This window comes from Mesorhizobium sp. M0514 (assembly GCF_040321145.1).
Lineage (GTDB): Bacteria > Pseudomonadota > Alphaproteobacteria > Rhizobiales > Rhizobiaceae > Mesorhizobium.
This window is the reverse complement of record NZ_JAMYQZ010000080.1, coordinates 1-13,515: the sequence shown is the minus strand read 5'-3', so window position 1 is coordinate 13,515 and position 13,515 is coordinate 1. Positions and strand designations below refer to the sequence as shown.

Sequence of the window (13,515 nt, the reverse complement as noted above, 5' to 3'; positions counted from 1 at the left end):
ATGAACGCCAACTTCGCGTCCTTCCTCTACCTGGTCTCCGGCGTCCTGTTCATCATGGCGCTGCGCGGCCTGTCGCATCCGACCACCAGCCGCCAAGGCAATCTCTACGGCATGATCGGCATGGGCATTGCCATCGCCACCACGCTGGCGCTGGCAACCCCGTCCGCCGGGCGCTTCGGCCTGATCGTGCTTGGTCTGGCCATCGGCGGCGGCGTCGGCGCCGTTACAGCGCGCCGCATCGCCATGACGTCGATGCCGCAGCTGGTCGCCGCCTTCCACTCGCTGGTCGGCCTTGCCGCCGTCATGGTAGCGGCAGCCGCCATCTACGCGCCGGACAGTTTCGGCATCGGCACGAATGGCGACATCCACGCCCAGGCGCTGATCGAGATGAGCCTTGGCGTTGCCATCGGCGCCATCACTTTCACCGGCTCCGTCATCGCCTTCCTCAAGCTCGATGGCCGCATGTCGGGCAAGCCGATCATGATCGGCGGCCGTCACATCATCAACGCGGTCCTCGGCATCGCGCTGATCGTGCTGATCGTGCTTCTGGTCACCACCGAGGCCAAGCTGGTGTTCTGGCTGATCGTCGCGGCGTCGCTGGCGCTCGGCGTCCTCTTGATCATCCCGATCGGCGGCGCCGACATGCCGGTCGTCGTCTCGATGCTGAATTCTTATTCCGGCTGGGCCGCCGCGGCACTCGGCTTCACGCTTGGCAATCTGGCGTTGATCATCACCGGCGCGCTGGTCGGCTCGTCCGGCGCCATCCTGTCCTACATCATGTGCAAGGGCATGAACCGGTCGTTCATCTCGGTCATCCTCGGCGGCTTCGGCGGCGAGACCGCGGCGGTTGCCGACGACGGCATCGAACGCACGGTCAAGCAGGGCTCGGCCGACGACGCCGCCTATCTGATGATGAACGCACAGAAGGTCATCATCGTGCCGGGCTACGGCATGGCGGTCGCCCAGGCCCAGCACGCGCTGCGCGAAATGGCCGATAAGCTCAAGGCCAATGGCGTCGACGTCAAATACGCCATCCACCCCGTGGCCGGCCGCATGCCCGGCCACATGAACGTGCTGCTCGCCGAAGCCAATGTTCCCTATGACGAAGTGTTCGAACTGGAAGACATCAACTCCGAGTTCGCGCAGGCCGATGTCGCCTATGTCATCGGCGCCAATGACGTCACCAATCCGTCCGCCCGCGACGACAAGTCGTCGCCGATCTACGGTATGCCGATCCTCGACGTCGACAAGGCCCGCACCTGCCTGTTCGTCAAGCGCTCGCTCGGCTCGGGCTACGCCGGCATCGACAACACGCTGTTCTACAAGGACGGCACCATGATGCTGCTCGGCGACGCCAAGAAGATGACCGAGGAAATCGTCAAGGCCATGGATCACTGACCCCGCCGCAACCTTCCACTGGAAGGTTGTCGGTCCATCATCGGAAACAAAAAGCCCGGTTCGACCGGGCTTTCTATGTTGAAGACCGGTTCAGCGGCTGGTCAGGAAAACCGCTTCCTCGTCGTCGCGCTGCCTGCCGCCCAGTGCTGCCGCAGCGCTGGCGATGAAGGCGCCGATAACCAGCGACAGGGCGCCAAGCAGTGCGAAGGTGGCGCTGCCTTTCCGGGCGGCGTCGGCGGCCTGCTTGGCCTTGACCTTGGCGTCCTCGACCCTGGCCACCAGGGCGTCGACACGCGCCTTGGCGTCAGCCTCGGAAAGCCCGGTGCGGGCTGCGACGAGCTGCGACAGATAGGTCTTGTCGTCAGCCGAAATTTCGCCTGCCGCCGCACTGGCGATGAGGATGCGCGAAGCCTGCCCGGCCGCAGCCGCATCGCTGTCCGGATTGGCCGCCGCGAGCCTGGCGGCATCAGCCGGACGGAACAGCGTATCCACGAGATAGGATGTCGCATTGTCGGTCGGTGCGCTGCCGGCATTGGCGGACGCGCCGGCCGAAGCACCCATGGCGGCGCCCGAGGCAACAGTAGAAGCCGCCTGCACGCCTGAACCAAGCACTGCCGACAGCGCCGACCCGAGAATGCCGACGACCAGCAATGTCGCCAGCGCCCAGGCGAGGAGGCCGTGCGCGGTGTCACGGAAATAGACCTCGTCGGTGTGGATGCCGACCCATTTGGTGCGCAGGCGTCCGGCAAGATAGCCACCGACCCCGGAGGACAGCCATTGCACAATGATGAGCCAGATCGCGCCGGACACCGCGAAGGTGGTCAGCGAGGCACTGGCGCCGGACCACGGCGAGACCATGGTCAGCCCCAGCCCCGAACCGAGCAGCATGAGGATGAAGGTCAGGGTCGAGGCCGCGAAGGCGCCGGCGATGATCGGACCCCAGCTGACGGCCGGGGCGGAGGATTCTGTTGAGGCGGATACGTCGACAGCCGATACGGTGGACTGCATCGACGCCTCCTACCGTACGAACAGCATGATGAGAATGATGATCGGGATCGGAATACCGAGCAACCAGAGCAAAATACCGCGTCCCATAGAGAGCCTCCCTGCGAGAAATTGATCGATGTCGTCACAATGTTCCTGGGCGATTTCCGTTCCGAAGGGCAATGAAATGATTTGCTTGCCGGGAACGGAACTATTTTCCGCGCGGCCCGAGGAACGACTGCGAAACTGTGGATTGGTTCACGGAGTTTCACATGGGCTGCCGTGTATTGTTGGCTCGGTGAGCCGGGGGTAGCATGAGCGATCCCGCCGTCGGATGTCGTCAACGGAGACGCTGATGCCCAAGACTGTCGCATCGCTGGCTTACAAAAAGGCGCAGCCCAGCCAGGCGGTGGTGATCGTGCACGGCATGGGCGAGCAGCGGCCGATGGGTACGCTGAGGGGATTCGTCCAGGCGGTCTGGAGCAGCGATCCCACCCGTGCTCCACCCTACGCCCAGATTCCCGATCCGGCCGTTTCCGGCGCCACGATCAACCAGAGCTGGATCACGCCCGACAGCCGGACCAAGTCACACGAGCTGCGCCGCATCACCACGCCCTACGACGTCGATGGCCGCCGTACCGATTTCTACGAGCTTTATTGGGCCGACATCACGCAAGGCACGACGCGCGGCCGGCTGGCCGCCTGGGTGACGAACCTGTTGTGGCGCAAGCCCGCCGACATTCCGCCCGACGCCCGCAAGCTTTACGTCGCCACACTTCTGATCGTTATCGTCATTCTGGGCGCAGCACTCGTGCTGGCAACATCGGTCTGGCAACAGGCCGTTACCTTGACGACCGGCCTGATGATCACCACCCTCGCTTCTTTTGTCATCTGGGCGGTGGATCAGTTCGCCCTGCCCTATTTCGGTGACGTCGCCGCTTATGTGCGCGCCGAGGCGGCGACGATCGAGAAGCGTGCGCTGATCCGCGACAGAGGCCTGACGTTGCTCAAGACGCTGATGAAGGACGATGCTTACGACCGCATCGTGCTGGTCTCGCACAGCCTTGGGTCGATCATCGCCTATGATTTGCTGCAGATCCTGTGGGCCGAGTTCCGGCCGCGAAGGCTGGAAGCGGTCCGCGACAAGGCCAAACTGGCGGCGGTCGAGGCCATCGACAAGGCAACGCTCGGCTCTGATGGGTCAGCGTGGCCAAACAATCTTGAAGACCTCGCCGGGTTCCGGCGCGGCCAATGGGCGCTCTACCAGCAGCTTCGGACCAAGGACGCCGACCACCCGCTGCCCTGGAAGATCAGCGATTTCGTCACGCTTGGCAGTCCGCTCTCCCACAGCGAATTCCTGGTGACCTACAATCTCGCGGAATTCAGGCGTGGCCTTGCCGAGCGCCTGTTCTCGGCCTGCCCGCCGATTGCCGATGACGGGCGCGCCGGCGGCACCGTGCTTTACCAGGAAGGACACAGCCAAGCAGGCAAGGCGCAGCGCGCGGTGCATCATGGCGCGGTGTTTGCGGCAACGCGCTGGACGAACGTCTACGACCGCGGCAATGGCTGGGCGACAGGCGATCCGATTTCCGGTCCGATGACGGAAAATTTCGGCCCCGGTGTGGAGAACATCCAGGTCGAGCTTCGCAGCTCACTTGGCCGTATCTTCACCCACACGCTTTATTGGTCATCGACGGCAAACGGCGTCGAAATCGCCCTGCCGGCGGGCACCGCGCCGCGCTCGCATCTGCAAGTGCTGCGCGACGCGGTGGACCTTGGTCGGAAGCTGGAGCCAAAGGCCTGACCCGGAGTGGAGCTCCGGCGGCAAGGCCCCCAGCCCTCAAATGTCCAGATTGGCAACTGACAGCGCGTTGTCCTGGATGAATTCGCGCCGCGGTTCGACCTCGTCGCCCATCAGCCGCGAAAACAGCGAATCCGCATCGGTGGCGTCATTGACCTTGACCTGCAGCAGCGAACGCACATTCGGGTCGAGCGTGGTTTCCCAGAGCTGCTCGGCATTCATCTCGCCGAGGCCCTTGTAGCGCTGCATGGTCAGGCCCTTGCGGCCGGTCGCAAACACCGCGTTGAGCAGCGCCAGCGGCCCCGAAATGACTTCGGAGACATCCTTGCGGCGCAGCACCGGCGGCTCGCCATAGACTTCCATGAGGCGCGGGGCATAGCGGTCGAGCTGGCGTGCGTCGGCCGAATTTATCAGCCCGGCATCGAGCTGCGCGAATTCCTTGACGCTGCGCACCGTGCGTTCGAACACATAGCCGCCGACGCCTTCATTGGAGGTCGACAGCCGGCCGGTCCAGCCGCGCTCGGTGTCCTCGGCAATGATGTCGAGGCGCTGGGCGACGCGTTCGGCCATGGCATTGGCGCGGCCGAGGTCGTTTAGCACATCGGCGTTGAGCGCGCCGGCGATCGCCGCCTGTTCGACCACGCCCCTGTTGTAGCGCGTGTGCAGCCCGTTGATGAGCTGGCGCACGGCCAGTGCATCATCGATCGAGCCGCGCAGATCCTGTCCGGCCCGCGCCTCGCCGGAGGCAAGCGTCAGCGACGCCTCCTCCAGCCCGGAGCCGATCAGGAACTCCTCGAAGGCGCTCTCGTCCTTGATGTATTGCGAGCTTTTTCCGCGCGTCACTTTGTAGAGCGGCGGCTGGGCGATGTAGAGATGGCCGCGCTCGATCAGCTCCGGCATCTGGCGGAAGAAGAAGGTGAGCAGCAAGGTCCTGATATGGGCGCCGTCGACGTCGGCGTCGGTCATCAGGATGATCTTGTGGTAGCGCAATTTGTCGGCGTTGAACTCGTCCTTGCCGATCGAGGTGCCGAGCGCGGTGATCAGCGTGCCAATCATCTCGGAGCCGAGCATGCGGTCGAAGCGGGCGCGCTCGACATTGAGGATCTTGCCGCGCAACGGCAGGATCGCCTGGTTCTGGCGCGAACGGCCGCCCTTGGCCGAGCCGCCGGCGGAATCACCCTCAACGATGAAGATTTCGGATTTCGCCGGGTCGCGCTCCTGGCAGTCGGCGAGCTTGCCAGGCAGCGAGGTGACGCCGAGCGAGCTTTTGCGGGTGATGTCGCGGGCCTTGCGCGCGGCTTCGCGCGCCGCAGCCGCCTGGATCACCTTGTCGATGACCACCTTGCCCTCGGTCGGGTGTTCTTCCAGCCAGGTGCCAAGCGCCTCGTTGACCAGGCCTTCGACCACGGGCCGCACCTCTGACGAGACCAGCTTGTCCTTGGTCTGCGAGGAGAATTTCGGATCGGGAACCTTGACCGACAGCACCGCCGTCAGGCCTTCGCGGCAGTCGTCGCCGATCAGCGCCACCTTTTCCTTCTTGGTCAGGCCCGACGATTCGCCATAGCCGGTGATCTGGCGCGTCAGCGCGCCACGGAAGCCGGCCAGATGGGTGCCGCCATCGCGCTGCGGGATGTTGTTGGTGAAGGCCAGCACGTTCTCGTGGTAGCTGTCGTTCCACCACATCGCCACTTCGACGGTGATGCCGTCGCGCTCGGCCTTGATGGCGATCGGCTTGTCGATCAGCGGTTTCTTGACCCGGTCGAGATATTTGACGAACTCTTCCAGGCCGCCATCATAGTGCAACTCGTGGCGCACGAGATCGGCATGGCGGGCATCGGTCAAAATGATGCGCACGCCGGAATTCAGGAAGGCGAGCTCGCGCAGCCGGTGCTCCAGCGTGCCGAAGTCGAACTCGACCATGGTGAAGGTTTCGGACGACGGAAAGAAGGTGATCTCGGAACCGCTGCGGCCCTCATAGGTGCCGGGCTGCTTGTTCTGCTCATAGCTGCCGGTCGCCTTGAGCGGCGCATCGGCATTGCCATGCGTGAAGCTCATCTCGAAAATCTGGCCGTTGCGGCGGATTTTCAGCTTCAGCCAGGCCGACAACGCGTTGACCACCGAGACGCCGACGCCGTGCAGGCCGCCAGACACCTTGTAGGAATTCTGGTCGAATTTGCCGCCGGCATGCAGCTGCGTCATGATCACTTCGGCCGCCGAAATGCCTTCGCCAGTGTGAATATCGGTCGGAATCCCGCGGCCATTGTCGATAACGGTGACCGAACCGTCGGGATTGAGCGTCACCGTGACCAGATCGGCATGGCCGGCCAGCGCCTCGTCGATGGCGTTGTCGACCACCTCATAGACCATGTGATGCAGGCCCGAGCCGTCGTCGGTGTCGCCGATATACATGCCCGGCCGCTTGCGGACAGCGTCCAACCCCTTCAAAACCTTGATGGAATCGGCGCCGTATTCGGCCTCAGCGCCGTTGGCGTTGTCGCTTTGATCGCTCATGAAAACCTGTCTGATTGATGCCGCATGCTCAGCGCGAAAAAATGGCTTCGAATCACGCCGCTTTGATGTCCTAGATATAGGCGCAAAAGGCGGTTTTTCCAAGGTTTGCGGGCATTTCAGGGCTGAATCCCGAGCTGGCAGCCGGCTATTTTTTCGCGGCTTTCAATTTGGCCAGAAGACCGCGCAGATATTTGATCGTGGGTTTGTCCCTCGGCGCCAGTTTGCCTGTGCGGTCAAGCTCCAGCGTCAGGTCTAGCGCCTGCGACAACACAGCCTTCGGATTCTTCGCCACATAGGCATAGTTGATGTAGGCCTGTACCAGATCGAATTGCCAGATCGCATTGTCCGGATCGGACAGGGCCAACCGCTGGCGGATGGCCAGGCTGGCTTCGAAGGCCTTCTTCGAGCCCTCATAGTGGCGCTGCTTGGTCTCCAGCAGGCCTATTTCCTCGAACGTGATCGACAGGTCGCGCTGCCAATCGGAATTGCCCGGGTCGAGCTTTGCCAACCGGTCGGCAATGACGAGACTGTCCTGGTAGTTCTGCAAAGCACCGGCGATATCGCCCTGGGCATCAAACACGCCGGCAATTTTTTCCAGACAGACTGACAGGTCGCGCTGCCAATCGGTGTTGCCTGGGTCGCTGGCGGCAAGGTCTCGCGCCGTGGCCAGCGCCTGCTGGTAGGCCTCCAACGCGAGTGGCCAGTCCTTCTGGTCGCCGTAAGCATTGCCGATCTTGGCGTGACCGACCGACAGGTCGCGCTTCAAATCGGTGTCGTTTGAGTCGCGGCGCACCAGCGCTTCGGCGATTATTTGGCTCTTGTTGTAGGCGTCGAGCGCGCCCGCAGCGTCGCCACGCTCGCGCAGGACGTCGCCGATCCTTGTGTAGCTGACGGAGACGGCGCGCTGATGCCTGGGGTCGTCGGGGTTGTTCTGCGCCAGCGCCAGCCGAATTCTCAGGCTCTCTTCGAATGCAGTCTGGGCGCCATCCAGCTGGCCGGCGGTACGGGCAAGACCGCCGATTTCGTCGTAGGTAATGGTCAGGTCGCGCAGCAGATAGACGCTGTTCGGCTCGGCATCGGCCAATTGCTGCTTGATGGACAGGCTTTGCTGGTAGGCCTGGGCTGCCGCACCCAGGTCGCCTTGCGTGGCCAGCACATTGCCGATCTTGTCATTGGCCATGGCGAGATCGCCGAGCCAGTCCTTCTTGTCCGGCACGTCTGTGGTCAGGCCCTGCAACATGTCCCTGGCCGCCTCATAGTTTTGCAGGGAGGCCGGCAGATCGCCTTGCGCCATCTTGATGTTGGCGAACTTGATATGGCCGATGGCCAGGTCGCGCTTGACGCTCGGATCGGTTTCCTGGCGCGCTCGCTGCTCAAGATTGGCGACCAGCGCCGCAAAGGCGCGGCCGGCGGCGTCGGTGTTGCCGACCGTTGTGTAGAGGATGCCGAGCTCTTCCAGCGTGCGGCTTTGGCGGTCGGCCTGTTCCAGGCTGAGCGAGGTCTGCCCGGCTTCGCCATAGAGCGCCAGCACCGTTTCATAGTCCTTGATGGCGGTTGCATAGTCCAGGGTGGCACGCGCCGCGCCGCCCGAGAGAAATCGCGTCGCGGCTTCGGACAGGGTGCGGCTGACGAAATTGGCCTTCAACGCCTGGCGCGAGACATTGTCGACGTCGGCGGCCTTGGCGAGGATCACGCGTGCGCCATCGAAAGCGCCGAGCGCCAACTGTTCCTCGGCCTGGCGGCGCAGTTCGGTCACCTGCGGGTCGTCGGCGGCCAGCGTCTTCATCTCGCCGCGCACCTTGACGAAGGCGTCGGCCGCCTCGCGCAGCTTGGCGTCCAGGCTTTCGCCGGAGAGATGGCTGGTGTCGGAACTGATCAGCGCGCCATAGAGCGGCGCCAGCGGCATGTCGGCATCGCTGGCGACCCGTTCGACCGCGCCGCGCATTTCCGGCGTCACATCGGCCATGGCAAGCAACAGCCGCTCGCGCTCCGGCAGTTGTTCCTTGGCCGCCGAGGCGAAGAACAGCTTCGGCAGCCCGCTTTCGACGTAGGGCAGCTGTTTTCCGCGCGAAAGGTCGTAGACCTCCTGCTGCACCAGCGTCAGCACCGAGCGGATTTCGAGCCCGTCGGTGCCGAGGTATTTGATCAGCGCCGCTGTAAAGGGCGAATTCGCACCGGTACCGTCGGCAGCCGCCTCGCCGGGCGCCGCCGAAAAGGCGAACAGGATGTTTTCCGCCTTGCCGACGCGTCCGAGGCCCGGCTTGATCTTGTCCACAAGGTCCTTGATCAGCGATGTGGCGCCACGCCCGTCGCCGTTGCCGCCTGTGAACGGATCGCTGCGGCAGGCGTCGAGCACGATCAGCCCGACCTTCGCCGTGGCGGCAACCGCATCGCGCACTTCCTCCAGCGGCAGGCTGGTCTTCTCCAGCTGGTCGAGCGAGGAGGCATCGGCATCGACCGGCAGAAGACGGTTGTCGCCGGAGATTTCGACGCCATGGCCGGAGAAATACACCAGCGCCACGTCGGCGCCCATGGCGTCCTCGCGAAAATCGTCGAGAGCCCGGCGCATGCGCCTGAGATCACGATTGGTCTCGACCACGACCTCGAAGCCGAGCTTCTTCAGCGCCACTTCCATCACCTCGCCGTCATTGACAGGATTGGCCAGCGGCCGCACCAGCCGGTAGTCGTCCTCGGCAATGACCAACGCCACGCGCCGCTCCGCCACCGCTGTGGCGGTGGTCGCAAGCATCAACAGCAAGGCAAACAACAGGCGCAAATCGAACCGCCCCCGGCTCAGTCACCTGCCGACCATTCCACCTCTTTATGGCATGAGCAAGCCGGGGCCGGCTGCGTTACGCAGCCCGCATCGGCTTCAGCGCCCCGCTCCAGCGCGAGAGCTCGTCCAGCATGGTCTTGGTCCCACCCTCTACCTGCTCACTAGCCTGGAAGGAGCCGTCGCTCTCCAGCAGTTTCTGATACATCGGCAGCGCGACGCCTTCCGAGATGGGCATGACGCCCACCGCGGTCAGCAGCGGCTTCAGCGCCTGCGCGGCGCGCAGGCCTCCGGAAACCCCGCCATAGCTGAAGATGGCGGCAGGTTTGTATTTCCATTCGCGCGCAAGGTAGTCGATGGCGTTGACGATCGCAGGCGCCACGAAATAATTGTACTCCGGCGCAACGAACACGAAGGCGTCGGCGGCATCAATGACCTTCGACCAGGCTTTGGTGTGGTCGTTCTGGTAATTGCCGAGCCTGGGGTGATGCGGCTCGTCCAGAACCGGCAGATGGAACGTGGCAATGTCGGTCAGCACCGGTTCGAATTTGCCGTGCTCGCGGGCAAAATCCTCCAGCCAGTGGGCGAAGACCGGCCCGGCGCGGCCCGGCCGCGTGCTGCCGATTATGATGTTCAGCTTGTGCTTCAAGCGGACTCTCCTGGGCGATTGGCAGTAGCTGTTGGCAACTGTCACCTATGGCAGAGTGTCCAACCGGACAAGCCGCAACCGTTTCACCGGCGGTCACGATCCGATGAACACACCGTCTGTCGGGCACACCGGGCGCTGCAGCGTTTCAGTTTGCCGTTCGGTCACATGGACGCCCGGATTGCCAGCCACTACATCTGAGCTATCAGCGGAGCACCTCATGGACACGCAGCCCGTCCCCTTCGTGCCGCCGGCGCCCAAGCCGCGCACGACGCCGCCTTCGACGCTGGAGATGATGCGGATCGTCTACCGCAATCCGCTCGAACTGTGGGGCGAGCACACCTACAACGAGCCCTGGATTTCGGCGAATGGCGTCGGCGGGCATCTGATCGTCGCCAACGATCCCGGCCTTATCCGCTACGTGCTGATCGACAACGCCAGGAACTACAAGATGGCGACGGTGCGCCAGATGATCCTGCGACCGATCTTGCGCGACGGGCTGTTGACCGCCGAAGGCGAGGTGTGGAAGCGCTCGCGCAAGGCGATGGCGCCGGTGTTCACGCCGCGGCATATCTTCGGCTTCGCCGAGCCGATGCTGCGCCGCACGATGCAGTTCGTCGCCCGCTATGACGAAGGCGGCATGACCGATGTCGCCCATGACATGACGCTGCTCACCTACGATATCCTGGCCGAAACGCTGTTTTCGGGCGAGATTGCGGGCGAGCCCGGCAGTTTCGCGCAGGAAATCGACCGCCTGTTCGAAACCATGGGCCGTGTCGATCCGCTCGACCTGTTGCGCGCGCCCGAATGGCTGCCGCGGCTGACCCGCATCCGCGGCCGCAAGACCATGGCGTATTTCCGCAAGATCGTCACCGATACGGTCAAGATGCGCGAGGAGCGGCTGAAGCGCGACCCCGACACCGCGCCGCAGGATTTCCTGACGCTTCTGCTGCGCGCCGAAGGCCCCGACGGGCTGACGCGGGCGGAAGTCGAGGACAACATCATCACCTTCATCGGCGCCGGCCACGAGACCACCGCGCGGGCGCTGGGCTGGACGATCTACTGCCTCGCCGAAGCGCCGTGGGAGCGCGAAAAGGTCGAGCGCGAGATCGATGCCGTGCTGGCGCGCGAACCCGACCCGACGAAATGGCTCGACGCAATGCCGTTCACCCGCGCCGCCTTCGAGGAGGCGCTGCGGCTTTATCCGCCGGCGCCGTCGATCAACCGCGAGCCGATCGAGACGGAGACCTGGAACGATCTGGTGCTCCCCAAGCGCGCGGCCGTACTGGTGATGCCTTGGGTCGTACACCGCCACAGAAAACTGTGGGACATGCCCGACGCCTTCATGCCCGAACGCTTCCATCCGGGAAACCGCGAGAAGATCGACCGCTTCCAGTATCTGCCGTTCGGCGCCGGTCCGCGCATCTGCATCGGCGCCAGCTTCGCCATGCAGGAGGCGATCATTGCGCTGGCCATCATGTTGTCGCGCTTCCGCTTCGACGTGACGGCCGAGACCAAGCCGTGGCCGGTGCAGAAACTGACGACACAGCCGCAAGGCGGCCTGCCGATGCAGGTGACGCGGCGCGTTTAACGGCGCAACGCCTTGTTACGCGATGCCGGCGGGCTTGCGCTGGAACTGGCCTGCGGCGCGGAAGCGCCAGAGATAGCTGGGCAGGATTGTGCCGATAGACTGCGGCTGGATGTCGAGGCCGGCAAGGTTCCGGTTGGCCTTGTTGGCCTCCTCCGACACAATGTTGGGCTGGCGCAGCAGCAGCACCTGGTCCTTGGTCAGCAACGGGTTGGGCAGCAGGCCGAGGATCGAGGCCTGCAGATTGGCCATCCACCACGGCACCGGCACCAGGAGCCGCTTGCGCTCGATGACGGTGAGCAGCTCTTCCATGCACTGCTTGAAGGTGAGCACTTGCGGCCCGCCGAGTTCATAGATCTGGCCGCCCTTGATCTTGCCCTCGACCGAACGCGCCACCGCTTCGGCGACATCGCCGACATAGACCGGCTGGAACTTGGTATGGCCGCCGCCGATCAGCGGCAGCACCGGCGAATAGCGCGCCATGTCGGCGAAGCGGTTGAAGAAACTGTCCTCGGGTCCGAAATTGATCGACGGTCGGAAGATGACGGCGTCCGGGATCGTCTCCAGGACGGCCTTTTCGCCGAGCGCCTTGGTGCGGGCATAGTCGGACTCGGCGTTGAGGTCGGCGCCAAGCGCCGAAATATGGGTCAGTCCTGCGCCGACCGAGCGCGCGGCTTCGGCGACGGCGCGGGCGCCGAATTCGTGCACGGTGTTGAATTTCTGCCGGCCGCTTTCATGCGGGATGGCGACCAGATTGATGACATGGTCGGCGCCCTGCACGGCGCGATCGACGGACCAGCGCACGCGCACATTGGCCTGCACCGGCTGGATCTGGCCGACATTGCCGAGCGGCTGCAGATGTCCCGCGAGATCGGGCCGGCGCACCCCCACCCTGATGCGGTAGCCGCGCTTGGCCAGCGCCCGCACGATGTGGCGGCCGACGAAGCCGGAGCCGCCGAAGACGACCACGAGCTTGGGGATCTGCAGGATTTCGGTCATGGCTGGCTCCGGCGCTCGAAAGCTTGGCTGAAGCCGTTTCATAGTCCGTTTTGGGCCAAAGGCAAAGGGTGACGCGTCGTCGCTGCCACCCTCTTATGGACCCTTCAGAACGCCTTGCCGAGGCGCGCGTCGACCGACTGGCGGTTGCCGCCGCGGATAACGAAGAACAGCAGGATGGCCGCCCATAGAAGCGACTTTTCAGCGCCGGAAAAGCCCTGGCCGACAGTGATCCAGTGGAACCAGACGGTGACCAGCAGCACGATCATACCGGCCAAGGCGGCGGGCCGAGTCAACAGGCCGATGGCGATCAGAATGCCGCCGAAGAATTCGGTGCAGGACAAAAGCAGCGACCAGAACGCGCCGGGATAGAAGCCGAGGCCTTCGACCATCTCGGCGGTGCCGAAAGGGTTGGTGATCTTCTGCGAGCCGTGAATGGTGAGAAACCCGCCGGCGACGACGCGCAGAAGGGTTTCGGCGCCATCATACAGCGACGAATACAGGCGGCCAAACACCGGAACGATAAGTTTGCCCCGGGAAGCGTCGGTGGTTGCGGACATCGTAGCTCCTGTTGTTGTGACGATCCCTTGCAAACGCCCGATGGTTCCGGCAAGTCAAGTTAACAAAAGTTAACTTCCGCCATCATGTTTTAGCACACAGAGCACGAACGCAGAAAACCCCGCCGAAGCGGGGTTTTCCGGGTGACGCAACTGTCGGGACAGAGCGCAACGCGGCGGATAACCTGGGTTGTGTGCGTCAAGTTCTGCAAAATGGGGCGGCCATGATGCTGGTCATGCGGCTTGGCGCAGAGCGAGCTT

The 13,515-nt window shown here is 63.9% G+C and carries 9 protein-coding genes; 3 read left to right on the top strand and 6 right to left on the bottom strand.

Translation table 11 applies throughout. From position 1 onward, the window contains the following. A complete protein-coding gene (locus tag NKI61_RS25630; protein ID WP_352841472.1) occupies positions 1–1,398 on the top strand; it encodes an NAD(P)(+) transhydrogenase (Re/Si-specific) subunit beta in 1,398 nt (465 codons plus the stop codon). 90 nt (positions 1,399–1,488) lie between these two features. Here NKI61_RS25630 and NKI61_RS25625 read toward each other — a convergent pair whose 3' ends face one another. Next, a complete protein-coding gene (locus NKI61_RS25625; protein WP_023732634.1) occupies positions 1,489–2,406 on the bottom strand; it encodes a membrane protein in 918 nt (305 codons plus the stop codon). Positions 2,407–2,737: 331 nt separating this feature from the next. Here NKI61_RS25625 and NKI61_RS25620 point away from each other — a divergent pair, with 331 nt between their 5' ends. Beyond that, positions 2,738–4,186, top strand: a complete 1,449-nt coding sequence (locus tag NKI61_RS25620; protein WP_352841470.1) for a hypothetical protein — start codon at positions 2,738–2,740, stop codon at positions 4,184–4,186. A 36-nt stretch (positions 4,187–4,222) separates the two neighbouring features. Here NKI61_RS25620 and gyrB read toward each other — a convergent pair whose 3' ends face one another. The 3 genes from gyrB to NKI61_RS25605 all read right to left on the bottom strand — a co-directional run bounded on the left by gyrB (position 4,223) and on the right by NKI61_RS25605 (position 10,116). Next, complete coding sequence (gyrB, locus tag NKI61_RS25615; protein ID WP_023732636.1) at positions 4,223–6,694, bottom strand: DNA topoisomerase (ATP-hydrolyzing) subunit B; 2,472 nt, start codon at positions 6,692–6,694, stop codon at positions 4,223–4,225. 145 nt (positions 6,695–6,839) lie between these two features. Further along, entirely contained in the window at positions 6,840–9,470 is a 2,631-nt protein-coding gene (locus NKI61_RS25610; RefSeq protein WP_352841467.1) for a caspase family protein, read from the bottom strand. A 76-nt stretch (positions 9,471–9,546) separates the two neighbouring features. Further along, positions 9,547–10,116, bottom strand: coding sequence for an NADPH-dependent FMN reductase (locus tag NKI61_RS25605; RefSeq protein WP_352652439.1), 570 nt, complete (start codon positions 10,114–10,116; stop codon positions 9,547–9,549). 217 nt (positions 10,117–10,333) lie between these two features. Here NKI61_RS25605 and NKI61_RS25600 point away from each other — a divergent pair, with 217 nt between their 5' ends. Then, positions 10,334–11,704, top strand: a complete 1,371-nt coding sequence (locus NKI61_RS25600) for a cytochrome P450 (protein WP_352841465.1) — start codon at positions 10,334–10,336, stop codon at positions 11,702–11,704. A gap of 15 nt (positions 11,705–11,719) precedes the next feature. Here NKI61_RS25600 and NKI61_RS25595 read toward each other — a convergent pair whose 3' ends face one another. Together NKI61_RS25595 and NKI61_RS25590 are read right to left on the bottom strand one after the other, a co-directional pair. Further along, positions 11,720–12,700 (bottom strand): complex I NDUFA9 subunit family protein, encoded by a 981-nt coding sequence (locus tag NKI61_RS25595; RefSeq protein WP_352841463.1) that lies wholly within the window; start codon positions 12,698–12,700, stop codon positions 11,720–11,722. Between the two features lie 104 nt (positions 12,701–12,804). Continuing rightward, on the bottom strand, positions 12,805–13,257 hold the full coding sequence (locus NKI61_RS25590; RefSeq protein ID WP_352841460.1) for a DoxX family protein: 453 nt from the start codon (positions 13,255–13,257) through the stop codon (positions 12,805–12,807). Positions 13,258–13,515 lie beyond the last annotated feature (258 nt).

Excerpts from the sequence above, each read along its gene's own strand:
- NKI61_RS25595 (WP_352841463.1), bottom strand. The coding sequence starts at position 12,700 with ATGACCGAAATCCTGCAGATCCCCAAGCTCGTGGTCGTCTTCGGCGGC.
- NKI61_RS25620 (WP_352841470.1), top strand. The coding sequence starts at position 2,738 with ATGCCCAAGACTGTCGCATCGCTGGCTTACAAAAAGGCGCAGCCCAGC.
- NKI61_RS25590 (WP_352841460.1), bottom strand. The coding sequence starts at position 13,257 with ATGTCCGCAACCACCGACGCTTCCCGGGGCAAACTTATCGTTCCGGTG.
- NKI61_RS25625 (WP_023732634.1), bottom strand. The coding sequence starts at position 2,406 with ATGCAGTCCACCGTATCGGCTGTCGACGTATCCGCCTCAACAGAATCC.
- gyrB (WP_023732636.1), bottom strand. The coding sequence starts at position 6,694 with ATGAGCGATCAAAGCGACAACGCCAACGGCGCTGAGGCCGAATACGGC.
- NKI61_RS25600 (WP_352841465.1), top strand. The coding sequence starts at position 10,334 with ATGGACACGCAGCCCGTCCCCTTCGTGCCGCCGGCGCCCAAGCCGCGC.
- NKI61_RS25630 (WP_352841472.1), top strand. The coding sequence starts at position 1 with ATGAACGCCAACTTCGCGTCCTTCCTCTACCTGGTCTCCGGCGTCCTG.